General features: G+C 61.8%; 22 protein-coding genes. 13 read left to right on the forward strand and 9 right to left on the reverse strand.

Translation table 11 applies throughout. The features are described from left to right. Window positions 1-96: 96 nt before the first annotated feature. On the reverse strand, window positions 97-1,017 hold the full coding sequence (gene choX, locus QIW53_RS12075; protein WP_371049841.1) for a choline ABC transporter substrate-binding protein: 921 nt from the start codon (window positions 1,015-1,017) through the stop codon (window positions 97-99). A 16-nt stretch (window positions 1,018-1,033) separates the two neighbouring features. Further along, window positions 1,034-2,548, reverse strand: a complete 1,515-nt coding sequence (gene betC / locus QIW53_RS12080) for a choline-sulfatase (RefSeq protein WP_371049842.1) — start codon at window positions 2,546-2,548, stop codon at window positions 1,034-1,036. Between the two features lie 114 nt (window positions 2,549-2,662). On the opposite strand from betC, the gene QIW53_RS12085 reads away from it, so the two are divergent. Beyond that, a complete protein-coding gene (locus tag QIW53_RS12085) occupies window positions 2,663-3,613 on the forward strand; it encodes a choline sulfate utilization transcriptional regulator (RefSeq protein ID WP_371049843.1) in 951 nt (316 codons plus the stop codon). Here the strand turns inward: QIW53_RS12085 and QIW53_RS12090 are convergent. Next, a complete protein-coding gene (locus QIW53_RS12090) occupies window positions 3,600-4,271 on the reverse strand; it encodes an NAD(P)-dependent oxidoreductase (protein WP_371049844.1) in 672 nt (223 codons plus the stop codon). The genes QIW53_RS12085 and QIW53_RS12090 overlap by 14 nt on opposite strands. Window positions 4,272-4,355: 84 nt before the next feature. On the opposite strand from QIW53_RS12090, the gene QIW53_RS12095 reads away from it, so the two are divergent. Further along, window positions 4,356-4,682, forward strand: coding sequence for a DOPA 4,5-dioxygenase family protein (locus tag QIW53_RS12095; RefSeq protein ID WP_371049845.1), 327 nt, complete (start codon window positions 4,356-4,358; stop codon window positions 4,680-4,682). Here the strand turns inward: QIW53_RS12095 and QIW53_RS12100 are convergent, their stop codons facing one another. After that, window positions 4,683-5,084, reverse strand: a complete 402-nt coding sequence (locus tag QIW53_RS12100) for a GFA family protein (protein WP_371049846.1) — start codon at window positions 5,082-5,084, stop codon at window positions 4,683-4,685. A 419-nt stretch (window positions 5,085-5,503) separates the two neighbouring features. On the opposite strand from QIW53_RS12100, the gene QIW53_RS12105 reads away from it, so the two are divergent. From QIW53_RS12105 to QIW53_RS12145, 9 genes are all read left to right on the forward strand, one after another. Further along, on the forward strand, window positions 5,504-6,811 hold the full coding sequence (locus QIW53_RS12105; RefSeq protein ID WP_371049847.1) for a CitMHS family transporter: 1,308 nt from the start codon (window positions 5,504-5,506) through the stop codon (window positions 6,809-6,811). Between the two features lie 85 nt (window positions 6,812-6,896). Continuing rightward, window positions 6,897-7,664, forward strand: coding sequence for a TerC family protein (locus tag QIW53_RS12110; protein ID WP_371049848.1), 768 nt, complete (start codon window positions 6,897-6,899; stop codon window positions 7,662-7,664). Window positions 7,665-7,942: 278 nt separating this feature from the next. Beyond that, window positions 7,943-9,601, forward strand: coding sequence for a Na/Pi cotransporter family protein (locus tag QIW53_RS12115; protein WP_371049849.1), 1,659 nt, complete (start codon window positions 7,943-7,945; stop codon window positions 9,599-9,601). A gap of 176 nt (window positions 9,602-9,777) precedes the next feature. After that, window positions 9,778-11,154, forward strand: a complete 1,377-nt coding sequence (locus QIW53_RS12120; protein ID WP_371049850.1) for a M16 family metallopeptidase — start codon at window positions 9,778-9,780, stop codon at window positions 11,152-11,154. A 213-nt stretch (window positions 11,155-11,367) separates the two neighbouring features. Next, window positions 11,368-12,396, forward strand: a complete 1,029-nt coding sequence (locus QIW53_RS12125; RefSeq protein WP_371049851.1) for a DUF5924 family protein — start codon at window positions 11,368-11,370, stop codon at window positions 12,394-12,396. Between the two features lie 54 nt (window positions 12,397-12,450). Continuing rightward, window positions 12,451-13,599, forward strand: a complete 1,149-nt coding sequence (locus QIW53_RS12130) for an ABC transporter permease (protein ID WP_371049852.1) — start codon at window positions 12,451-12,453, stop codon at window positions 13,597-13,599. Next, the gene (locus tag QIW53_RS12135) at window positions 13,596-14,399 is read left to right on the forward strand and encodes an ABC transporter ATP-binding protein (protein WP_371049853.1); all 804 of its coding nucleotides are present in this window, start codon (window positions 13,596-13,598) and stop codon (window positions 14,397-14,399) included. Before QIW53_RS12130 ends, QIW53_RS12135 begins: the two co-directional genes overlap by 4 nt. A gap of 1 nt (window position 14,400) precedes the next feature. After that, window positions 14,401-15,339, forward strand: a complete 939-nt coding sequence (locus QIW53_RS12140; protein ID WP_371049854.1) for an MlaD family protein — start codon at window positions 14,401-14,403, stop codon at window positions 15,337-15,339. Continuing rightward, the gene (locus QIW53_RS12145; RefSeq protein ID WP_371049855.1) at window positions 15,336-15,959 is read left to right on the forward strand and encodes an ABC-type transport auxiliary lipoprotein family protein; all 624 of its coding nucleotides are present in this window, start codon (window positions 15,336-15,338) and stop codon (window positions 15,957-15,959) included. The genes QIW53_RS12140 and QIW53_RS12145 overlap by 4 nt, the downstream gene beginning before the upstream one ends. A 48-nt stretch (window positions 15,960-16,007) precedes the next feature. Here the strand turns inward: QIW53_RS12145 and QIW53_RS12150 are convergent, their stop codons facing one another. From QIW53_RS12150 to QIW53_RS12170, 5 genes are all read right to left on the reverse strand, one after another. Continuing rightward, window positions 16,008-17,237 (reverse strand): nucleoside recognition domain-containing protein, encoded by a 1,230-nt coding sequence (locus QIW53_RS12150; RefSeq protein ID WP_371049856.1) that lies wholly within the window; start codon window positions 17,235-17,237, stop codon window positions 16,008-16,010. 205 nt (window positions 17,238-17,442) lie between these two features. Beyond that, complete coding sequence (gene gltP / locus QIW53_RS12155; RefSeq protein WP_371049857.1) at window positions 17,443-18,774, reverse strand: glutamate/aspartate:proton symporter GltP; 1,332 nt, start codon at window positions 18,772-18,774, stop codon at window positions 17,443-17,445. 712 nt (window positions 18,775-19,486) lie between these two features. Continuing rightward, a complete protein-coding gene (locus tag QIW53_RS12160; protein WP_371049858.1) occupies window positions 19,487-19,951 on the reverse strand; it encodes an inhibitor of vertebrate lysozyme family protein in 465 nt (154 codons plus the stop codon). Window positions 19,952-19,953: 2 nt separating this feature from the next. Beyond that, complete coding sequence (locus QIW53_RS12165) at window positions 19,954-20,118, reverse strand: DUF1328 domain-containing protein (RefSeq protein WP_003177151.1); 165 nt, start codon at window positions 20,116-20,118, stop codon at window positions 19,954-19,956. 71 nt (window positions 20,119-20,189) lie between these two features. Further along, window positions 20,190-20,477 (reverse strand): hypothetical protein, encoded by a 288-nt coding sequence (locus tag QIW53_RS12170; protein WP_371049859.1) that lies wholly within the window; start codon window positions 20,475-20,477, stop codon window positions 20,190-20,192. A 435-nt stretch (window positions 20,478-20,912) separates the two neighbouring features. Between QIW53_RS12170 and algB the strand changes: the two genes are divergently transcribed. Together algB and QIW53_RS12180 are read left to right on the forward strand one after the other, a co-directional pair. After that, complete coding sequence (algB, locus tag QIW53_RS12175; protein ID WP_371049860.1) at window positions 20,913-22,259, forward strand: sigma-54-dependent response regulator transcription factor AlgB; 1,347 nt, start codon at window positions 20,913-20,915, stop codon at window positions 22,257-22,259. Window positions 22,260-22,269: 10 nt separating this feature from the next. Beyond that, window positions 22,270-24,057: a KinB sensor domain-containing domain gene (locus QIW53_RS12180; protein WP_371049861.1), complete on the forward strand. Its 1,788-nt coding sequence runs from the start codon at window positions 22,270-22,272 to the stop codon at window positions 24,055-24,057.

Raw genomic sequence — 24,057 nt, forward strand, 5'->3', positions numbered from 1 at the left:
GGGAGCGAGCCTGCTCGCGATGGCACCGTTTCAGTCAGAATTATTTCACTGACCCACCGCCATCGCGAGCAGGCTCGCTCCCACAGGAATGGTGGGTCAGAGCTTGGCTTTCACCGCCGCCAACGCATCTTTGCCATCCACGGTCTTCACGCCATCGAGCCATTTGTCCAGCACCGCCGGGTTGGCCTTGATCCAGGCCTTGGCCGCATCGGCATTGCTGAGTTTCTTGTTCACCACGTCGGCCATGATGCTGTTTTCCATGTCCTGGGTGAACATCAGGTTGGTCAGCAGCTTGCCGACATTCGGGCAGGCCTCGGCGTAACCCTTGCGGGTCAAGGTGTGCACGGTGCCGGTGTCACCGAAGTATTTCTCGCCACCCTTGAGGTAGTGCATTTTCAGCTGCACGTTCATCGGGTGCGGGGTCCAGCCGAGGAAGGTCACGAATTTCTGCTTCTTAACCGCCCGCGACACTTCCGCCAGCATGGCCTGCTCGCTGGACTCCACGAGTTTCCACTGGCCCATGTCGAAGTCGTTCTTCTTGATCATGTCCTGCAACGAAATGTTCGCCGGCGCGCCGGAGCCGATGCCGTAGATCTTCTTGTCGAACTTGTCGGCGAATTTGTTCAGGTCGGCGAAGTTATGCACACCAGCGTCCCAGACGTAGTCCGGGACAGCGAGGGTGAACTCGGTGCCGTCGAGGTTTTTCGCCAGTTGCGTCACATCGCCGGTGGCCACGAACTTGTCGTAGAAACCCTGCTGAGCCGGCATCCAGTTACCCAGGAACACGTCGACCTGGCCGTCCTTCAACCCGCCGAAGGTAATCGGCACCGCAAGGGTGTCGACCTTGGCCTTGTAGCCCATGCCGTCCAGCAGAAACCCGGTGATGGCGTTGGTCGCGGCGATGTCGCTCCAGCCAGGGTCGGCCATCTTCACGGTCTCGCAGCTCTGGTCGGCATACGCCGACGCGCTGCCCAGAGCCAGCAGCCCGATCGTCAGTACTGTGGGTAACTTTTGCATGGACTTCCCCTTAACATTATTGGTTTTGGCAGGGTTGTGGATAACGTGCTTTGCGCTCCAGGTCGTCGAGGTCGATGTGGTTGCGCATGTACTGCTGACTGGCGTCCACCAGCGGCTGGTGATCCCAGCTCTTCAGCTTGCCGATGGTCAGCGACTCGGCGACGAACCGCCGGCGCCGCTGGCTCGCGAGCACCTGCTGGTGGATCGCCGGTATATCCCATTTGGCCCGGGCTTCGGCGAGAAACTCCTCGAACAGCGCGCGATGTTGCGGCGACTGGCTGAGCTCTTCCCGTTCACGCGGGTCGTTGTGTACGTCGAAGAGTAGGCAAGGGTCCTGTTCGCTGTAGATAAATTTGTAGGCCCCACGGCGAATCATCATCAACGGACTGACCGTGCCTTCGGCCATGTATTCGCCGAAGACCTCGTCGTGACCGCCCTGCCCTTGCAGGTGCGGCACCAGCGAACGGCCGTCCAGCGGCAGGCCCGGCTCCAGCGAGCCGCCAGCCAGTTCGACGAAGGTGGGCAGCAGGTCGGCGGTCGATACCGCCGCGCTCACGCGGCCTGCGTCGAACTGCCCGGGTGCACTGATCAGCATCGGCACGCGGGCGGCCATTTCGAACCAGTGCATCTTGTACCAGAGTCCGCGCTCGCCAAGCATGTCTCCGTGGTCGCCGGAGAACACGATGATGGTGTCATCGATCAGCCCGGTTTCCTCAAGCGTTTGCAGGAGTTTGCCGACGTTGCTGTCGATGTAGCTGCACGCGCCGAAATAGGCACGGCGAGCGTCTCGAATCTTATCCACAGGCAGTGGCTTGTCCCACAGGTCGTAGACCTTGAGCAGACGCTGGGAATGCGGGTCGAGATCGGTCTGCGCCGGCGTTTCCGGTAGCGGGATGTCCGCATCGTCGTAGAGGTTCCAGAACGCCTTGGGAATGGTGTACGGGTCGTGTGGGTGAGTCATCGACACGGTCAGGCAGAACGGCTGGTCGCCGTCTTCGCGAACGTGATCGAACAGGTATTGCTGCGCCTTGAACACCACCTCTTCATCGAAGTCCAGCTGGTTGGTGCGCACGCACGGCCCGGCCTGCAGCACCGACGACATGTTGTGGTACCAGGTCGGGCGCACGTCCGGTTCGTCCCAATTGACTGCCCAGCCGTAGTCGGCGGGGTAAATGTCGCTGGTCAGGCGTTCCTCGTAGCCGTGCAACTGGTCCGGGCCGCAGAAGTGCATCTTGCCCGACAACGCGGTGCGATAGCCCAGGCGCCGCAGGTAATGGGCGTAGGTCGGTACATCGGCGGGAAAGTCGGCGGCATTGTCATAAGCGCCGATCTTGCTCGGCAACTGACCGCTGACCAGGGTAAAACGCGATGGCGCGCACAGCGGGCTGTTGCAATAGGCGGCATCGAACACCACGCCTTCGGCGGCGAGGCGGCTCAGATTCGGCAGTTTGATGGGCGAAGGGCCGTAGAACGGCAACATTGGCGCGGCCATTTGATCGGCCATGATGAAAAGAATGTTCTTGCGCTTCATGTGATCGCGGCATTCCATAGTGAATATTTATGCGAGAGTGCTGCGATCGAGGATGGATTCCATGAAGATTGTGGTAAAGCCCATACCAGACAATGACTAGGATAAGCACAGCTTATGTATGACGCCTTGGGTGATTTGTCCCTGGACCTGCTTCGGGCCTTTGAAGCAGCGGCTCGCCAGCGCAGCTTCACCGCCGCCGCCGTGGAGCTCGGCACCACGCAGCCGGCGATCAGTCAGCAGATCAAAAGGCTGGAGGACCAGCTCGCTACACGCCTGTTCGACCGCATCTATCGCGGCATCGAGTTGACCGAGGCCGGAACGATACTTTTCGAACAGGTTCAGCTCGGTTTGCAGAATATCGAGGCAGGATTGAGCGCGATCAGCACGCAAAGCCAACATGAAGTGCTGCAGGTCGCGACCGATTTCGCCTTCGCCGCTTACTGGCTGATGCCCCGTCTGCACCGGTTCCATGAAGCCAATCCCCAGGTCGATGTCAGCCTGGTCACGAGTGAGCGCAGCCTCAACATGCTGCGCACCGACATCGATGTGGCGATCCTGTTTGGTGATGGCCGCTTCAAACAAGGCGAGAGCCATTGGCTGTTCAGCGAAGAAGTGTTTCCGGTGTGCAGCCCCCAGCTGTTGAAGGACCGCGCCCTGCCCTTGCCGGTGCAGTCGCTGCTGGAATTCCCGCTGCTGCACCTGCGCGGCGAAAACAGCAGCAAGTGGTTCGATTGGAGCGGCGTGTTTCGCGAGCTGGGCATCAGCGCGACGCCGGCACCGGGGCAGTTGCGCTTCGACAATTACACCCTGCTGATCCAGGCGGCCATTGGTGGCCAGGGCGTGGCGATCGGCTGGCGTCACCTTGTGGATAACTTGCTGGCGCAAGGTTTGCTGTGCCGGCCGATCACCCAGACGGTGATCTCACGCCAGGGCTATTACGTGGTCCTGCCGCCGCGCAAACGACGCGGTGCGTTGATCCAGCAGTTCGTCGACTGGCTGATGGCCGAGCAGGCCAGCAGCGCGCAATCGATCAATGGCCTGACGCTGCCGTCTATTGCGGTGTAGCGTCGGCCCCGACGAAACTCACATGCTCCCCCAGATGCAGATTCAGCCGCAATTCGTCGACGATCCCTGTCGCCACGCGGCTCAAGCGCTCCAGTGGTTCTGCCAGCCCGGGTTCCAGGCTGCTGCTGACCTGGCTGAAGTGCTCGATGGTCAGCCCGGCCACGGCCCGTGGGGAATTGACCAGTGTCCACTGCAACGGGCTGCTTTGCAGGGCCTCGCGGATTTCTTCGGCGGCGTGGCGTTGCAAGTCATCTTCACCTTCCGGGTCGTCCAGCATCTCGAAGTCACCCACTACAAACAGCCGCGTGATGCCTGCCGCCTGCAGGCCGTCGATCAAGGCATCGACCGCCAGCACCTGCTCCACCGGGCCTGGCACGATGGTTCTTTCCACGTGCTCGCTGTTGAAAGGCAGCCCCGGTGCATCCAGCAGGCAGATGACCGCAGAGCTTCCCGCCACGCTCTGCTTCACGCGTTCGGCGTCGAACAGATCACCGGTCTTGGCGCGCAGGCCGGGGCGCGGCGCCAAGGCCGTGAGCTCGTCAAGAATCGCAATGACTTCATGTTGGCGGCGCAGCATCTCAGCCATCAGCGCACTGCCCAGGCTACTCATGGCACCATACAGCACCACCTTTACGGCTGGGGTTTGGGCATTTTTCATGGCTGATCTCCACACTTTTCCACGTATATGGCGTGTGACCCGTGGGCAGCGCCCGGGGTTCGAACGGGTTTTGGAGGGATCGAGATGCAGCAGATCAAGGGCTATCACGCCCATGTGTATTTCGACGCAGCCAGCGTCGATCAGGCGCGAGCGCTGTGTGAGCAAGCGGCCCGTGACTTCCCGCTGAAAATGGGCCGCGTGCATGAGCGCCTGGTCGGACCGCATCCGGACTGGAGCTGCCAGTTGGCGTTCGGCCCGGAACTGCTGGGCGAGGTGTTGCCTTGGCTGGCGCTCAACCGCAACGGGCTGGTGGTATTTCTGCACCCGGACACCGGTGACGATCTGCTCGACCACACCGAGCATGCGATCTGGATGGGCGCGATCCGTCCATTGGACCTGTCTGTTTTTTGATCACAGGGTCTCTTCGACTTCACCCGGCAAGTGCTCGTCCAGATGAAGCCAAGGCAGGCGGCTCTCGGTCCAGATATGCCGTTCGGCCGGTGCCGATTCCGGGTGGTCGAGGGTGGCGATGGTCAGGTCGATGCTGTGGGGGCTGAGCCGGGTCACCAGCGCGAGTTGCGCCCCGCAGTTTGCGCAGAAATAACGCACACAACTCGAGGATGAGTCGTACTGCGCCGGGGTGCCCTTGACCCAGGCGAACGTCGATGCAGGCACGGTGATCCAGGTGGTGACGATGCCACCGCTGACCCGTCGGCAGATCGAGCAGTGGCAGTGGGCGATGTCTTTCAGTGGACCGCTGAATTGGTACCGCAGGGTCCCGCAATGGCAGCCGCCGGTGTGAGTGCTGGTCATGCTGTTTCCTCCTGGGGTGTATTGGGCGGACGCCTTCGCGAGCAAGCCCGCTCCCACATTTGATCTGTGGCGCACACAAAACAGTGTGGGAGCGGGCTTGCTCGCGAAGGGGTCAACACGGTTGTACTTCACTGCCCCGTTCCGATGACCGGTTGCACATCCGGTCAAAGCTTTACCGGGCGAAAGCTGGCTGAAAGCTTCCCCGATTAGGATCGCCCCACTACCGGCAACAGACCGGTCGGCCACTGCCAGTGTTTTATCGCTCGCACAGCCCATTAAACAACAACAATGGTGACCCTGATGTCCTTTACTACCCGCCGCTTCGCCATCACTCCGCCCGTACGTCTCGTGCTTCCCGTTCTGCGCTGACCCCACCCGGTTCGCCCATTCCCTAGTCGCGCTACGCCTGGAGTATTCCCATGCTGACTTTCCTTGGCTTCGCCATGGTCATCACGTTCATGTTCCTGATCATGACCAAGCGCCTGTCCGCGCTGATCGCCCTGATCATCATCCCGATCATCTTCGCCCTGTTTGGCGGTTTCGGCCCGAAAATCGGCCCGATGATGCTCGAAGGCATCACCAAGCTCGCGCCGACCGGCGTGATGCTGATGTTCGCCATTCTGTATTTCGCCCTGATGATCGACTCCGGCCTGTTCGACCCGGCCGTGCGCAAGATCCTCAAGATGGTCAAGGGTGACCCGCTGAAAGTGTCGGTCGGCACCGCCGTCCTGGCGCTCGTCGTCTCCCTCGACGGTGACGGCGCGACCACCTACATGATCTGCGTGGCCGCCATGCTGCCGCTGTACAGCCGCATCGGCATGAGCCCGCGGATCATGGCAGGCCTGATCATCCTCGCCGGCGGCGTGATGAACATGACCCCCTGGGGTGGTCCGACCGCCCGGGCGGCCAGTGCACTGCATGTGGACCCGTCGGCGATCTTCGTGCCGATGATTCCGGCGATGGCTGCCGGCGTCGTGGCGATCCTGGCCATTGCCTACTTCTATGGCAAACGTGAGCGTGCGCGCCTGGGTGAACTGCACCTGGTGGGCGACGAGATCGATCACAGCGAAATCAGCGTTTCGCAGTTCCCGGATGCCCGTCGTCCGAAACTGATCTGGTTCAACGGTGCGTTGACCCTGGCGCTGATGTGCACCCTGATCGCCGGCCTGTTGCCGCTGCCGGTGTTGTTCATGGTGGCGTTCAGCATTGCGATGATCGTCAACTACCCTTGCCTGCAACAGCAGAAAGACCGCGTCGCGGCTCACGCCGGCAGTGTGCTGGCGGTCGTCGGCCTGATCTTCGCAGCCGGCATCTTCACCGGTATCCTGACGGGCACCGGCATGGTCGATGCGATGTCCAAGAGCCTGCTGGCGGTCATCCCGGACTTCCTCGGCCCGTACCTGGCCGTGATTACCGCGCTGGTGAGCATGCCGTTCACGTTTTTCATGTCGAACGACGCTTTCTACTACGGCGTGTTGCCGGTGCTGGCCGAAGCCGCCAGCCACTACGGCATCACGGCGGTGGAAATGGCACGTGCCTCGATCGTCGGTCAACCCGTCCACTTGCTGAGCCCGCTGGTACCATCGACCTACCTGTTGGTGGCCCTGGCCGGGATCGACTTCGGTGACCACCAGCGCTTCACCCTGAAGTGGGCAGTGCTGGTGTGCATGTGCATACTGGTAGCCGCATTGCTGATGGGGATCTTTCCGCTGTTCAGCACTCTATAAGCCCAAGACTCACCGCAACGGGTCCAGGTTTTGTTGCATGAAACCCGGGCCCGTTGCGGTTTAACACATCCTCAAAGGAATACACATGGAATGGCTGACCAACCCTGAAATCTGGGTTGCCTTCTTTACCCTGACCGCCCTGGAAATCGTCCTGGGTATCGATAACATCATCATGATCTCGATCCTGGTCAGCCGCATGCCCAAGCACATGCAGGCGCGCACCCGGATCTTCGGCCTGGCGCTGGCCATGGTCACGCGAATCCTGTTGCTGCTGTCGATCACCTGGGTCATGCGCCTCACCGCCGACCTGTTCGAAGTGTTCGGCCAGGGCATTTCCGGGCGTGACCTGATCCTGTTCTTCGGTGGCCTGTTCCTGCTGTGGAAGAGCTCGCAAGAGATGTACCACGCGCTGGAAGGCGAAGACGAAACCAGCGACGAGCCGAGTGGCAAGGGCGGGAATTTCCTCTACACCATCATCCAGATCGCGATCATCGACATCGTGTTCTCGCTGGATTCGGTGATTACGGCCGTCGGCATGGTGTCCCATGTTCCGGTCATGGTGGCGGCGATCATTGTTGCTGTGCTGGTGATGATGCTGGCGGCGGGCACCATCAGCGATTTCATCGACAAGCACCCATCGTTGAAAATGCTCGCGCTGTCGTTCCTGCTGGTGGTCGGCACCGTGCTGATTGCCGAGTCCTTCGACGTCCACGTGCCAAAAGGCTACGTCTACTTCGCCATGGCGTTCTCGCTGGCGGTGGAAGCCTTCAACATCAAGATGCGCACCGCAACGGCGAAAAAGAAAAAGCAGCAGGACCCGGTGAAACTGCGCAAGGACATTCCAGGCCAGTAAGCCGTCTGCAAACCCTTGTAGGAGCGAGCATGCTCGCGATGGTCGTCAACGATAACGCGGGGTGCCTGACACCCCTTGGCGTTCTCGAGTCCATCGCGAGCATGCTCGCTCCTACAGTGGGCATGTCGTTTCATGACAGTTTTGTTTCAATCGCTGATTAAGCTATGCGATGCTGGCGCATAGACCGTTAGCCAACTACAGCTTAACTACAAGACGTAGAACGTCGCGCGGCACCGTCCACTTGCTCCTTTGGGGCGCTACCACCACAGGGGGCCTGTATGCTCACCCTGCTCAATTTGCTCTCAGCCGTGGCCCTGCTGATCTGGGGCACGCACATCGTCCGAACCGGCATTCTGCGGGTTTATGGTTCCAATCTGCGCCACGTGATTGGCCGCAACATGTCCAGGCGCTGGCTGGCCTTCCTCTCCGGGATCGCGGTCACCGCCATGGTCCAGAGCAGCAACGCCACGGCGATGCTCGTCACCTCGTTCGTCGGCCAGGGGCTGATGGCACTGACGCCGGCACTGGTGACCATGCTCGGCGCCGATGTGGGGACGGCGCTGATGGCGCGGGTGCTGACCTTCGACCTGTCCTGGCTGTCGCCGCTGCTGATCTTTGTCGGGGTGATTTTCTTCCTGTCACGCAAGCAGACGCGCGTTGGCCAGATGGGCCGCGTCGCGCTGGGCCTGGGGCTGATCATCCTGGCGCTGCAACTGATCGTCGAGGCCGCTGACCCGATCACCCACGCCAAGGGGGTGAAGGTGATCTTCGCCTCGCTGACCGGCGACATCCTGCTCGATGCCCTGATGGGCGCGCTGTTCGCCATGATTTCCTACTCCAGCCTCGCCGCCGTCCTGCTGACCGCGACCCTGGCCGGGGCCAAAGTCATCAGCCTGCCGGTGGCGCTCGGCCTGGTCATCGGCGCCAACATCGGCAGCGGTGTGCTGGCGTTCATGAGCACCAGCATGCAGAACCCCGCCGGGCGCCAGGTGGCGTTGGGCAGCCTGCTGTACAAGCTGATCGGCCTGCTGCTGATCATTCCGGTGCTCGATCCGCTGGTGCACTGGATCGACAGCCTGGATTACAGCCCACAGGAAATGGTCATCGGCTTTCACCTGCTCTACAACACGGCGCGCTGCCTGATCCTGCTGCCCACGGTCGGACCGATGGCCAGGTTTTGCGCCTGGGTCCTGCCGGAGCGGCCGCAAACCAACGGCATGGCCAAGCCCCGTCACCTCGATCCGACCGCGCTGGTCACGCCCAGCCTCGCGCTGGCCAATGCCTCCCGGGAAACCCTGCGCATGGGGGACCTGATCGACCACATGCTCGAGGCGATGCTCGACGTGCTGCAGGGCAAGCAAACCGCCGTGACCCAGGAAATGCGCCGCTTGAGCGATGACGTCGAGGCGCTGTACAGCGCGATCAAGCTCTATCTGGCGCAGATGCCCCGGGAGGATCTCAGCGACCAGGACAGTCGGCGCTGGGCGGAAATCATCGAACTGGCGATCAACCTCAAACTGGCCAGCGACCTGATCGAACGCATGCTGCGCAAGGTGCAACAGCAGAAAACCGCGCAGCGCCGCTCGTTTTCCGAGGTCGGTCTGGAAGAGTTGGCAGGGCTGCACAGCCAGCTCATCGTCAACCTGCGCCTGGGCTTGTCGGTGTTTCTCAGCGCCGACAAGGAAAGCGCCCGTCAGTTGCTGCGCGAAAAACGTCGTTTCCGCGCACAGGAACGCCGCCTGGCCCATGCCCATGTCAGCCGGTTGCAACGCAAGATCGTGCAAAGTATCGAGACCAGTTCGCTGCACCTGGAAATGATTGCCGACATGAAGCGCCTGAACTCGCTGTTCTGCGGCAGTGCCTATGTGGTGCTGGAAACCTCCGAAACCGGTGCGCTCGTGGTGGACGATCTGGCGGATATCACACATTCGCCTTGAACGTCTGGCACCGTGGTCAGTCAGTAACTTGGGTTCGGCCTGATGGCCCTATCGCGAGCAGGCTCGCTCCCACATGGGTTCTGCGGTGTCCACAATACCCTGTGGGAGCGAGCCTGCTCGCGATTGGGGGCTGACTGACGAAACGGATCTCCGACTGATTTGCCTGGAAGCTCTTTATGCGTTGCCTGCTGTTCGCCTGCCTGTTGCTGGGCTCACTCCCTTCGTTTGCCCTGGACCGCTTCCAGGTCGAAGGCTATACGCTGCGCAACGGTCTGCAATTGCTGCTCAAACCGGGCAACGAGCGCGGTCACGTGGCGATCCGGCTGGTGGTCGGCGTCGGTCTCGATGATTTCAGCTGTGCCGACAAAGAGTTGCCGCACCTGCTCGAACACCTGCTGTTCAGCGGCATCGACGCCACCGGCGAAGGTGGGCTGGAAGAACGTATGCAGGCGCTGGGCGGTGAATGGAATGCCTACACCAGCAACGCCGACACTACGTTCGTTATCGAGGCCCCGGCGAAAAACCAGCGCAAGGTCCTCGATCTGCTGCTGGCCCTGCTGACCCAGACGCGCATCGACGACAACGCGATCAGCGCCGCCAAGAAAGTCGTCGAACGCGAGGACGGCGGCCATTACACGCACCTGCAGCGCTGGCTGGACCGGCAGGACCTGGGCCACACGGCGAGCAATCAACTGGCCGTGGAACTGGGCCTCAAATGCCCCGAGCGAGCCGAAGTCGATCACCTGACCCGCGAGCAACTGGAGGCCGTACGCCAGGCCTGGTACGCGCCGAACAACATGACGCTGATCATGGTGGGCGATCTGGAACGCCTGCTGCCGGCGTACCTGGAGCGGGCCTGGGGCGCGCTGAAGCCGGTTGATCCCAGTGAACACCCGCCCCTGCCGGTCATCCTCGCCAGTGCGGCGCATGAGCGTACCTTGAGTCGCGCGCTGGTGGGGGACTCGGCCAAACTGCACTGGCTGGTGCCGGAACCGGTGCTGGACGATGTGAACGACGCCACCTTCGACTTGCTCAAGGATTACCTCGACTGGGCGCTGTATCGCCAGTTGCGCCTGGCGCACAGTCTGTCCTACGGCCCTTCCGCCGAACGCGAGGTGTTTGGCGGTGTGGGTTTCATGAGCCTCAACGCCGACCTCGAGCGCGACGATGTGGCCGAGGCCGCGCAGGCGCTGGATGCGTTGAAGTCCGAACTGCTCAGGGATGGCCTGGATGCGGACACCTTCAACCGCCTCAAGCAGGCCGCCATCGCCCGCCAGGCCTGGGCCGTGCAAGGCAACAGCGCGCTGGCCGACTATTACTGGAGTGCGCTGGGCGACTACGAGGACGGCCGCTTCGCCGACCCCGCCAAAGAGTTGCAGGGCGTGACGGTGGCGCAGGCGAACAAGGCCATGCGGGAGTTGCTGATGCAGCCCGGTTACGTGCGGGTTGAAAAACCGCTGCTCAGCGATGACCAGTTGATCGTGGCGATTGCCGCTGTGCTTGCGGTGTTGGTGTTCGGGATTCTGGGCTGGCGCATCTACCGCAAACGCTGAATTCGCCCTCGCCCACACCGGAAACCCTGTAGGAGCGAGCATGCTCGCGATGGTCGTCAACGATGACGTTGGCAGCCTGACACCCCGCGTTGTCCGGACCACTATCGCGAGCATGCTCGCTCCTACAGGGTGTGCGGCGTGCTCTGCTCGCCATGCAGGCCCGCGAGCGGTACCCTGTCGAGGTCTTTTCCCATGCCGCCTGTGAATCCTCGAATGCCGACCCTGACCTTGTTCATCCAGCGCCTCCTCGAACTGATGAAGCGCTATCCAGGGGTCATTGCGCTCGGCGGTTTCATCTCCGGGGTCGCCAGTTTCATGCTGGTGGACCGTCAACAAGGGCTGGCGACCTGGATCACCGTGATCATGGTGCTCAGCTGGATCTGGCTGATGCTGGAAAACAGCCTCACCCAGCTGTTCACCCGCGTCTTCAAGCGCGAAATCCCCCAGCCTTTGCTGCGTTACGCGACGCAGATGATTCACCAGGAAAGCCTGTTCTTCGTCCTGCCGTTCTTTTTCATCACCACCACCTGGAATAGCGGGCAGCTGTTTTTCACCGGGCTGCTGGGCCTCGCCGCGCTGATTTCCATCATCGACCCGCTGTACTACAAATGGCTGGCGCCCCGGCGCTGGGCGTTCCTGGCGCTGCACACGCTGACGCTGTTCGCGGCGCTGCTGACCGCACTGCCCGTCATTCTGCACCTGACCACGTCCCAGAGCTTCAAGCTGGCCCTGGGCACGGCCGTCATCCTGTCGTTCCCGAGCCTGGCGTCGATCTTTCCGATCCGTACGGTGCGTAATGCGCTGGCGATCCTGTGCATCACCGTAGGCATTGGCGGCGTAGGCTGGGTGCTGCGCTCCTGGGTGCCGCCGGCCACCCTGTGGATGACCGACGTGGCGATCAGCACGCAGATGCAGGACCGCACGCCTGGCGACAGCCTCGATGAAGTCAGTGCCGAGCAGATTCGCGGCGCCGGGCTCTATGCCTACACCGCGATCAACGCGCCGCGTGGCCTGGACGAGCGGATTTATCACGTCTGGCAATTCAACGGCAAGGAAGTCGACCGTATCGCCCTGGACATCCACGGCGGGCGCAAGGAAGGCTACCGCGCCTGGACCCACAAGCAGAATTTCCCCGGCAACCCGGCCGGCAACTGGCAGGTTCGCGTGCTGACCGAGGACGGACAGTTGATTGGCGTGCTGCGTTTCAAGATCACAGACAGCACACCGACCAAAGAAAAGTAACCGGGTTCGTGCTATTACGTAGGGCTGCGTAACAGCCGAACAAGCACGGAGCTTATGACCAGCAGCACGACACCGGGCAGTGCCCTCCTGGACACCTCGCACACCCCCGCGCAACTTCGCGTGACGGGGGACTGGACGCTCGCCCATTACGCCGTCCTCAAGGATCGGTGCGAAAAGCTGCGCGGCCAGTACGACAACAGCACCCACATCGACCTCAACAACCTCGGCGCACTCGACACTGCCGGCGCCTCGCTGTTGGTGGAAATGCTCGGCTCGGAGCGTCTTGGCCGCTCCGCCGAACACCCCGATTGCACCCTGACATCGGCCGACCGGGCGTTGTTGCAGACGGTGTACCGCTCGATGACCGACTTCTGCGTGCCGATCAAGGAGCCGGAGATCAGTGTCGGCATTCAACTGCTGACCCGCATCGGCCGGGCGGTGGATACGGTCTGGCAGGACACCCTGCAGTTGCTGGGCTTCGTCGGCCTGATTCTCGAAACCCTGGTGCGTGGGCTGGTTCGTCCCTGGCGCTGGCGAATCACGCCCATGGTGGCCCACATCGAACAGACCGGCCTCGATGCGGCGCCGATCGTCGCCTTGTTGACATTCCTGGTGGGCGCGGTGGTGGCATTCCTGGGTGCCACGGTGCTGGCCAACTTTGGCGCGACGGTGTTCACCGTGGACCTGGTGGCGTTCTCCTTCCTGCGCGAATTCGCCGTGCTGCTGACCGCGATCCTGATGGCCGGTCGCACGGCCAGCGCCTTCACCGCGCAGATCGGCTCGATGAAGGCCAACGAAGAAATCGACGCCATCCGCACCCTCGGCCTGGACCCCATGGAGCTGCTCGTGGTGCCGCGAGTACTGGCGCTACTGGTTTCGCTGCCGATGCTGACGTTCCTGGCGATGCTCTCGGGCATCGTTGGCGGTGGCGTGGTGTGCGCGGTATCGCTGGATATTTCCCCGGCGATGTTCCTGTCGCTGCTGCATTCGGACATCGGTGTTCAGCATTTTCTGGTGGGGATCGTCAAAGCGCCGATCTTCGCCTTCCTGATCGCCGCCATCGGCTGCCTGGAAGGCTTCAAGGTCAGCGGCAGCGCCGAGTCGGTCGGCGCGCACACGACATCCAGCGTGGTGCAGTCGATATTCGTGGTGATCGTGCTCGACGCCGTGGCCGCGCTGTTTTTCATGGAGATGGGCTGGTGAGTCGTCTACCCCGAGCGCCCTCCGAGGCGGTGATCGAAGTCCGTGGGCTGTGCAATCGCTTTGGTCGCCAGAGCGTGCACGAGAACCTCGACCTGGATTTGTACAAGGGCGAGATCCTCGCCGTGGTCGGGGGCTCCGGCAGCGGCAAATCGGTGCTGCTGCGCAGCATTGTCGGCTTGCGCCAGCCCAGCGATGGCATGGTCAAGGTGTTTGGCAAGAACCTGCCGGCCTTGTCCGAGCACGAACGCTCGCTGGTCGAGCGGCGGTTTGGCGTGCTGTTTCAGAAAGGCGCGCTGTTTTCTTCGCTGACCGTCACCGAAAACGTCGCCCTGCCCCTCATCGAACACGCCGGCCTCAGCCGCGACGATGCCGAGCATCTGGCGGCGGTGAAGCTTGCACTCGCGGGACTGCCGCTGTCGGCTGCGGACAAATACCCCGCGTCGCTGTCCGGCGGCATGATCAAGCGCGCAGCACTGGCCCGGGCCTTGGCGCTGGACCCGGACATCCTGTTTCTCGACGAACCGACTGCGGGTCTCGACCCGATTGGCGCGGCAGCGTTCGACCAGTTGATCCTGACCCTGCGCGATGCGCTGGGCCTGAGTGTGCTGCTGATCACCCACGACCTCGACACCCTCTACACCATCACCGACCGGGTGGCGGTGCTGGCGCAGAAGAAGGTGCTGGTGGCGGGCGCCATCGATGTCGTCTCGGAAACCGACGACGCGTGGATTCACGAATATTTCCACGGCCCCCGCGGCCGCGCAGCGTTGACCGCTGCTCAACAGTTGAAAGAGGTCTGACATGGAAACCCGAGCCCATCATGTATTGATCGGCCTGTTCACGGTGATCGTCGTCGCAGGCGCCCTGCTCTTCGGTCTGTGGCTGGCCAAATCCAGTGTCGACACCGAGTTCAAGGACTATGAAGTGGTCTTCAACGAGGCGGTCAGCGGCCTGTCCAAGGGCAGTTCGGTGCAGTACAGCGGCATCAAGGTCGGCGACGTGGTGAACCTGCGCCTGGACCCCAAGGACCCGCGCCGCGTGCTGGCGCGGATTCGCCTGGCCGGTGACACCCCGATCAAGGAAGACACCCAGGCCAAGCTGGCGCTGACTGGGGTCACCGGGACATCGATCATCCAGCTCAGCGGCGGCACGCCACAGAGCCCGGCGCTCAAGGGCCAGGACGGCGAACTGCCGACCATCGTCGCTTCGCCCTCGCCCATCGCGCGCCTGCTCAACGACAGCAACGACCTGATGACCGGCGTGAACATGTTGATGCACAACGCCAACCGCCTGCTCTCCACTGAAAACGTCGAGCGCATCGGCAAGACCCTGGAGCATCTGGAACAAACCACCGGTGCCATCGCCGACCAACGCGGCGACATCCGTCAGGCGATGCAGCAACTGGCGTCGGTCGGCAAGCAGGCGAGCGTCATGCTCGAACAGACATCGACGCTGATGCGCAACGCCAACGGCTTGCTCAACGATCAGGGCAAACAGATGTTCGGCAGCGCCGAGCAGGCCATGAAATCGCTGGAACAGAGCAGCGCGACCATCAACAAGCTGCTCAGCAGCAACCAGGATTCGCTCAACAACGGCATGCAGGGCCTCAATGGCCTGGCGCCTGCGGTGCGGGAATTGCGTGACACCCTGACGTCGCTGCGCGCCATCTCCCAGCGCCTGGAAGCCAACCCCAGCGGTTACCTGCTGGGCACTGACAAGAACAAGGAATTCACGCCATGAAGCTGAGCCACATTGCCCTCCTCGGCGCCCTGGCGTTGACCAGCGCCTGCTCGATCCTGCCCAAGGCCGAACCGGCGGATGTGTATCGCTTGCCTTCGTCCCAGAGTAGCGCGATCGCCAGCTACGGCACTGCGCAACCCTGGTCGCTGCGTCTGGTCAAGCCGCAAGCCAGCGAAGCGTTGAACAGTCGCAACATCGCGGTCATCCCTCAAGGCGATCTGATCAGCAGCTACAAGGCTTCCCGCTGGAGCGACCCGGCGCCGGAGCTGCTGCGCAACCGGCTGCTCGATGGCTTTCAGCATGACGGCCGGGTGACGTTGTTGAGCACCGACGACAGCAATTTCCAGGCTGACCTGGAACTGGGCGGTACGCTGCAAGCGTTCCAGACCGAGTATCAGGGTACGATGGCCAGCGTGGTGATGCGCCTGGATGCGGTGCTGGTGCGCGGCTTTGACCAGCGCATCCTCGCCAGCCGCCGCTTCGAAGTGCGCCAGGCGCTGAACGACGTGAAGGTGCCGTCGGTGGTCAGCGGGTTTGGTCAGGCGGGCGATCAGTTGACCAGGCAGGTGGTGAGCTGGGCGGTGGAGCAAGGGCAGAAGATGGCGCCCGCCAAGCCATGAACCCCACCCTGTAGGAGCGAGCATGCTCGCTCCTACAGGGTGGATGTTTCAGCCGAAGAACCAGTAGCAAACCCCGATGGCGCCGAGCACCCCGGCCAGCTCCGCCAATAGCGCACACCCCACCGCATGCCGCGCACGCTGGATCCCCACCGCGCCGAAGTACACCGCCAGTACGTAGAAAGTCGTCTCGGTGCTGCCCTGAATCGTCGCGGCGACCAGCGCCGGGAAGCTGTCCACACCTGAGGTCTTCATGGTTTCGATCAGCATTGCCCGGGCGGCGCTGCCGGAGAACGGTTTGACCATCGCCGTCGGCAGCGCGTCGACGAAGCGCGTGTCCCAACCGGCCCATTCCACCAGGTGGCGGATGCCGTCGAGGCCGAAGTCCAGGGCCCCGGAAGCACGCAGCACGCCAATCGCGCAGAGCATCGCCACCAGGTACGGCAGCAGGTTCTTCGCCACATCGAAGCCTTCTTTCGCGCCCTCGACGAACGCTTCGTAGACCTTGACCTTGCGCAGCGCGCCGATGATCAGGAACAGCATGATCAGGCCAAACAGCGTGAGGTTGCCAAGGATCGACGACAGGCCCGCCAGCGCGGCGGCCGACATCGTGCCCAGCAACGCCATGAAGCCACCCAGGATCAGTGCGCCGGGAACCAGATAGGCCAGCACCACCGGGTCCCAAACCCGCAGGCGTTGCATGAAGGCCACGGCCAGGAAGCCGACGATGGTCGAGCAACTGGTCGCCAGCAGGATCGGCAGGAACACCAGCGTCGGGTCCGGCGCGCCTTGCTGCGCGCGGTACATGAAGATGGTGACCGGCAGCAGGGTCAGGGAGGAGGCGTTGAGCACCAGGAACAGGATCTGCGCGTTGCTGGCGATGGTGGGGCTGGGGTTGAGCTCCTGCAGCGCCTTCATGGCCTTGAGGCCAATCGGCGTGGCGGCGTTGTCCAGGCCCAGGCCGTTGGCGGCGAAGTTCAGGGTGATCAGGCCAATGGCCGGGTGGCCGGGCGGCACTTCCGGCATCAGGCGCAGAAACAGCGGGCCCAGTGCGTTGGCCAGCCAGTCGACGATCCCGGCTTTCTCGGCGATCCGCAGGAAGCCCAGCCAGAGGGTGAGGGTGCCGAACAGCAGCACCATGACTTCGACCGACAGCTTGGCCATGGCGAAAATGCTCTCCACCATCGCCGCAAAGATCCCGGCGTTGCCCCCGATCAGCCACTGCGCCAGCGCCGACACGGCCGCCACGATGAAGAAGCCAAGCCACAGGCCATTAAGCATCAGTCAAATCCCCCCAAAGATGCGCGAATGATAGCGGGGTGGCCAGAAACGACAAACCCCGGAATTGTCCGGGGTTTGTCGGTAGGGTCGGCATTGACACGGGTGGGAGCGAGTCTGCTCGCGATGAGGGCGGCCCATTCAACATGTCTGTCGTCTGATACACCGCCATCGCGAGCAGGCTCGCTCCCACAAATGGCCATTCCTGTCAGTTGCTGGAAACCTCGCCAACCGGCAATTTTTCCTTGCTGCGCCAGTGCGGCAGCGAGTTCCAGTAGCGCTGACCCTTGGCGTCGTCGTACATGCCTTCCCAGCGCGCGATGACCAGCACGGCCAGGGCGTTGCCGATCACGTTCAGGGCGGTGCGCGCCATGTCCATGATGCGGTCGACACCGGCGATGAACGCCAGGCCTTCGAGCGGGATGCCGACGCTGCCCAGTGTGGCCAGCAGCACCACGAAGGACACGCCCGGAACCCCGGCGATGCCTTTGGAGGTGACCATCAGGGTCAGCACCAGCAGCAGTTGCTGGCTGATCGACAGGTCGATGCCGTAGAGCTGGGCGATGAAGATGGCCGCAATGCTCTGGTACAGGGTCGAGCCGTCGAGGTTGAACGAGTAACCGGTCGGCACCACGAAGCTGCAGATGGCTTTCGGCGCACCGTAGGCTTCCATCTTCTCGATCACGCGCGGCAGCACGGTTTCGGAGGAGGCGGTGGAGTAGGCCAGCACCAGCTCATCCTTGAAGATGCGCATCAGCTTGACCACCGAGAAGCCGAACAGGCGAGCGATCAAGCCCAGCACCACGAAGGCGAAGAAGGCGATGGCGACGTAAACCAGGATCACCAGCTTCGCCAGTGGCAGCAGCGACGCGAAGCCGAAGTTGGCCACGGTGACCGCGATCAGTGCGAAAACGCCGATCGGGGCGTAGTTCATGATCATGTGGGTGACCTTGAACATGCTTTCCGAAACGCCCTGGAACATGGTCACCAGCGGGTCGCGCAGTTCCGGCTTGAGGCTCGACAGGCCGAGACCGAAGAGCACCGAGAAAAAGATGATCGGCAGCATTTCCCCGCGAGCCATGGCCGCGAAGATGTTGGACGGAATCAGGTTGAGGATGGTTTCGATGAACGCGTGTTCATGCTGCACTTCGGCGGCGGTCGCCTGGTACTTGGAGATGTCCACCGTGCCCAGGGTACTCATGTCGATGCCGGCGCCCGGGTGGAACAGGTTGGCCAGCAGCAGGCCGACCACGATGGCGATGGTCGTGACGATCTCGAAGTAGATGATGGTCTTGAGGCCGATGCTGCCGAGTTTCTTCGCATCACCCACGCCGGCGATGCCGACGATCAGCGAGGAAATCACGATCGGGATCACGATCATCTTGATCAGACGGATAAAGATATCGCCTGCCGGTTGCAGGACGTTGCTGATCCACCAGGCCTTCTCGGCACTGAAGTGGTTGAGCAGCGCACCGATTGCAATCCCCAACACCAGACCGATGAGGATCTGCCAGGCGAGGCTGAGCTTTGCCTTCTTCATATCTTTACCCTTACTTCAGTTTGACTCGGGCCGAATGCGCAAACTGGACCGCTCGTGGCGAAAAAGTCGTGTGCATCCGCCCCCGTATAAGGTGCCCCGGAGCGTTTTTATGGCTCTCTGGCAGCTGAAAAAAGGCGCAACTATTCCGATGCGGGGATGCGGCGTCTAATGCCGTAAACGACTACCCCATACCGAATCGGCATGAGGTTTATGTGCCAAAAGCGACGTCGCAAATGGTTCGGAAGTGACATTTCGGTTATGGAAGTGCCGTGAACCGGCCATCTCCGATGAGGTTGGTTGTTTTTTGATCAGCTTAACGAAGGGTTTTTTGAGGAATTGTCCGACAGCGAGTCGCGACAAAACGCCGCGAAACGAGGCGTGTTTTTCTCGATGTACGGTCACAACGCAGACGCGGTATTACTCGAATCGGGGCGAGGATTTGAGTGAAGAGGGTGAGGTAGTTCGATTGAAGGGTTGACGTTGCTGACAGCGCGAAACGCTTTGAAGCTCTCCGCAAGCTCGTCGTTCCTTGGTGGACGACGAACCTGCGTCGCAGCTTTTTCCTGACCCGGCCCTTGCGCAGGTACTCCCTGTACCCGTAGGTCACTCCGCCCCTGAAACAGGCAGAACGTCCCGGCCCCTTGGTCATGCGGCCGCCTTCCTCAGGCGGCGCAGCAGAGAGAAGCAATGCTGCTTCTTTCATGTGACAAATTCAGTACCAGTTCGGATCTTTCTTCAGTTGCTCCATCAACAGGTCCTGCATGCCCTGGTCCGGCTTGCCGAGGAAGCGGTAATCGGCATGTCGCGTCGGCGACTTGTCGGCCGGCAGTCCTGCAGGCACCTGAACCAGCATGGCGTAGGCGTCCTTCTTGTCGAAACTGACGGCGACGATCAGGCGATTGCTCTGGCAAGTGCTGCTGGATTCGCAGAGCGGACCGACCAGGTATTGATCGCCATCCTCTTGCACCGCATTCATTTGCTCGGCGTTGCCAGACAGGTTCATCACCCATTCCGGCAGGCGCTCTTCCTTCTTCACTACGTCTTGCCAGGTCTCGCGGAACTGCGGGTCTGCGGTGAGCAACTCATTGACCCGCGTCTGACCGTCGTTGGCTGCCATGGCGAAGGCGCTGCCGCCCAGAAGCAGGGCGGCTGCCAGCGTTTTCAACGAAACGTTCATCGTCAGCCCCGGCCGCGGCGGCCAAAGAAGAACGAAGCAATGAACATCACCAGGAACACGACAAAGAGAATCTTGGCGATACCCGTGGCGGTGCCCGCGATACCACCGAAGCCCAGTACTGCGGCGATGATGGCGATGATCAGGAATGTGATTGCCCAGCTCAACATGGTGATTCTCCTTACGCTTCTATTAGAGGTAGTACGGTGCTGCAAGTCCCGGCGCAGGAATGCGCCAGGGGTCAAAATACCCAGCGGTCCTGAGGTGGCATCTCATCCACAGGCTGAGCCTGGTCGACGTCCATCATTCGCATGGGAGCGCTGTCCGCAGCGGTGCTGTGCACGGCGCTGAAGTGAGTCTGAACCGGATATTGAAACGACACGCGCGGCGCCTCTGGCTGCTGGCTCTGCATCCAGCGCTGATATTGCTGACCGCCAATCAAGGTGATCAGCAGCGCCAGTACGGCGAACAGGCCCTGCTGGATATGCAGTGGCGAGATACGCAATTGGGCGGCACGTTGGCGATTCATCCTGAAGCTCCTCCCACACGGTGGTGATTGTTATTGGGGGGCGTTCGGATTGCCCCGGATACCAACACCATTGCAGTCGGCATGCCAGTTTTTTTGAACAAAAAAACCTTTATAAATCAATAGTTTATAAATGATAAAAATTATCGGTCGGACGCATCCTGCACGATGGCCTATTGAGGGTCGTGCGAAATGCACGATAATTTCGTAGGAGCTTTCTTGTTTTTTTTGAATTGAGCAGAGGGCGTTGCTGTCTGAATTCCAGGCAGATCAGCCTGAATTTTTGTAGTTCAAAAAAAATAACAAGAAAATCAGGCGATTAGCCGTCGCGTGAGTAGATAGTTACTCCGTTGTAGGCGAAATCGGCCAGAATCAACCATGCAACTTGCCCGATTTTTCTGGGACTAACCAAGATCATTCTTTTAGGAGCGTAGGAAAATGGAATCTGCCACCGACCATCAGGGCCGTATTCTGCTGGTGGACGACGAGTCCGCCATCCTGCGAACGTTCCGTTATTGCCTCGAAGACGAGGGCTACAGCGTCGCCACTGCCAATAGCGCGGCGCAGGCTGACGCGTTACTGCAACGCCAGGTGTTCGACCTGTGTTTCCTCGACCTGCGCCTCGGTGAGGACAACGGTCTCGATGTGCTGGCACAAATGCGCATTCAGGCCCCGTGGATGCGGGTGGTGATCGTCACTGCGCACTCGGCCGTGGATACGGCGGTCGATGCGATCCAGGCGGGCGCTGCGGACTACCTGGTCAAGCCATGCAGCCCAGATCAGTTGCGCCTTGCCACCGCCAAGCAACTGGAGGTGCGGCAACTGTCGGCGCGCCTCGAGGCGCTGGAGGGTGAAGTCAGAAAGCCCAAGGACGGCCTGGATTCCCACAGCCCGGCGATGAAAGTGGTACTCGAGACGGCCCGCCAGGTGGCCAGCACCGATGCCAACATCCTGATTCTTGGCGAGTCCGGCACCGGTAAGGGTGAACTGTCCCAGGCCATTCACGGGTGGAGCAAACGGGCGAAGAAAGCCTGCGTCACCATCAACTGCCCGTCGTTGACGGCCGAGTTGATGGAAAGCGAACTGTTCGGCCACAGCCGGGGCGCCTTCACCGGTGCCAGTGAGAGCACCCTGGGGCGCGTCAACCAGGCCGACGGCGGCACGCTGTTTCTCGATGAGATCGGCGATTTTCCCCTGACGTTGCAGCCAAAGTTGCTGCGTTTTATCCAGGACAAGGAATATGAGCGTGTCGGTGATCCGGTCACCCGCCGCGCCGACGTGCGCATTCTGGCGGCCACCAACCTCAACCTCGAGGACATGGTGCGTGACGGACGTTTCCGTGAGGACTTGCTGTATCGCCTGAACGTCATCACCTTGCACCTGCCACCTCTGCGTGAGCGCCGTGAAGACATTCTGAACCTGGCAGATCGTTTTCTGGCGCGCTTCGTCAAGGAATACGCGCGCCCGGCGCGAGGCTTCAGTGACGAGGCCCGTGAAGCGATGCTGGGTTATCGCTGGCCGGGGAACATCCGGGAACTGCGTAACGTGGTGGAGCGGGCGAGCATTATCTGCCCGCAGGAGCGGGTCGAGATCAGTCACCTGGGCATGGCCGAGACCCCGGTCAACAACGCGCCGCGCATCGGCGCTGCGCTGAGCCTCGATGAGCTGGAGAAAGCGCACATCGGTGCCGTGCTCGCCACCGCCGGCACCTTGGACCAGGCTGCCAAGACGCTGGGTATCGATGCCTCGACGCTGTATCGCAAACGCAAGCAGTACAACCTGTGAGTACGGGGCCATGAAACTGGCGATGAAGTTGCGTACTCGGCTGTTTCTGAGTATCTCCGCACTGATCACCGTCGCGCTGTTGGGGCTGTTGCTCGGGATGGTCAGCGTGATGCAGATGGCCGGCACCCAGGAAGCGCTGGTACGCGACAACTTCGTTACCTTGGACCTGGGGCTGAAATTGCGCCAGACCCTGGGCGACCAGTTGATCCTGCTGATGGGCGACAAGCCCGATCCGGTGGCCTTCGAAGCGTCCAAACAGCGTTATTTCCAACTGCTGGAGGAGGGTATCGCCCATGATCAAGGCGACGGGCACCCGTCTGGTTTCCTGCAGGCCAAGAACGATTACGTGGAATTTCTCCAGGCTCTGGGGCGCTCGAGTGAACCGTCCCATGTGCTGAGTGGCAATGAAGACCTCACGGAAAAATTCAACGTGTTGCGCAACGGGCTGATCACCGAGCACAAGCACGCGCTGGAAAACATCAATGACATGCAGCGCCAGGCCCGGGAACGGGCGCTGCTGATTGCCGGGCTGATCGGCCTGGTGGGGCTGGCGGTGCTGATCATCGGCTTCGTCACGGCACAGGCGATCGCCCGACGTTTTGGTGCGCCCATCGAAGCCCTGGCCAAGGCCGCCGACAATATTGGCCAAGGCAACTTCGAGGTGATGTTGCCGGTGTCCTCCGCTGCCGAGATCAATCAGCTGACCAGGCGCTTCGGTCTCATGGCCGAAGCGCTGCGTGAGCATCAGGCGACCAACGTCGACGAATTGCTCGCCGGCCAGCAGCGTTTGCAAGCGGTGCTCGACAGCATCGATGACGGCCTGCTGATGATCGATCGCGACGGCCACCTCGAACACCTCAACCCGGTGGCACAGCGTCAGTTGGGCTGGGACCGCGAGTCCCTGGGTAAAGGGCTCGGCGTGGCGCTCGGCCGACCGGAACTGGATCAGCAGCTGCAACTGGTGTTGCGCGGCGGCACGCTGGAGCGGGTGCCGGAGGATTTGAGTATCGAGGTCGATGGCGAGTCGCGCTTGCTGACGTACAGCCTGACGCCGGTCAGTCATACCCAGGGGCATATCCTGGGCGCCGTGATGGTGCTGCATGATGTCACCGAGCAGCGCGCCTTCGAGCGGGTGCGCAGCGAATTCGTCTTGCGCGCCTCCCATGAGCTGCGCACACCGGTCACCGGCATGCACATGGCCTTCGGGCTGTTCCGCGAGCGGGCGCATTTTCCTGCGGACTCGCGGGAAGCGGACCTGCTGGACACGGTAAACGAGGAAATGCAGCGTCTGATGCAGTTGATCAACGATCTGTTGAATTTCTCCCGCTATCAGAACGGCTTGCAGAAACTCACGTTGGCGCCGTGTTCCATCGAGGACTTGCTGGAGCAGGCCCGCTTGCGGTTTGCCGAGGCGGCGCAGAAGAAGGGCATCGACCTGTTGGTGGAACTGCAGGGGCCGTTACCCTGGTTGCAGGCCGACCAGCCGCAGTTGGAGCGCGTACTGGACAACCTGATCGACAACGCCCTGCGCCATACCGGCACCGACGGCCAGATCCGCCTGCAGGCGCGACGGCATGCCGAGCGCGTGATCATCAGCGTCGAAGACAATGGTGAGGGCATTGCCTATGGCCAGCAGGGGCGGATCTTCGAGCCGTTCGTGCAGGTCGGGCGCAAGAAGGGCGGCGCGGGATTGGGCCTGGCGCTGTGCAAGGAAATCGTGCAGTTGCACGGTGGAAGGATGGGGGTTTACTCGCGTCCGGGGCAGGGCACCCAGTTCTACATGGCGCTGACCGTCTGA

The sequence above is a fragment of the Pseudomonas fluorescens genome, from assembly GCF_041354075.1.
Taxonomy (GTDB): domain Bacteria; phylum Pseudomonadota; class Gammaproteobacteria; order Pseudomonadales; family Pseudomonadaceae; genus Aquipseudomonas; species Aquipseudomonas fluorescens_CE.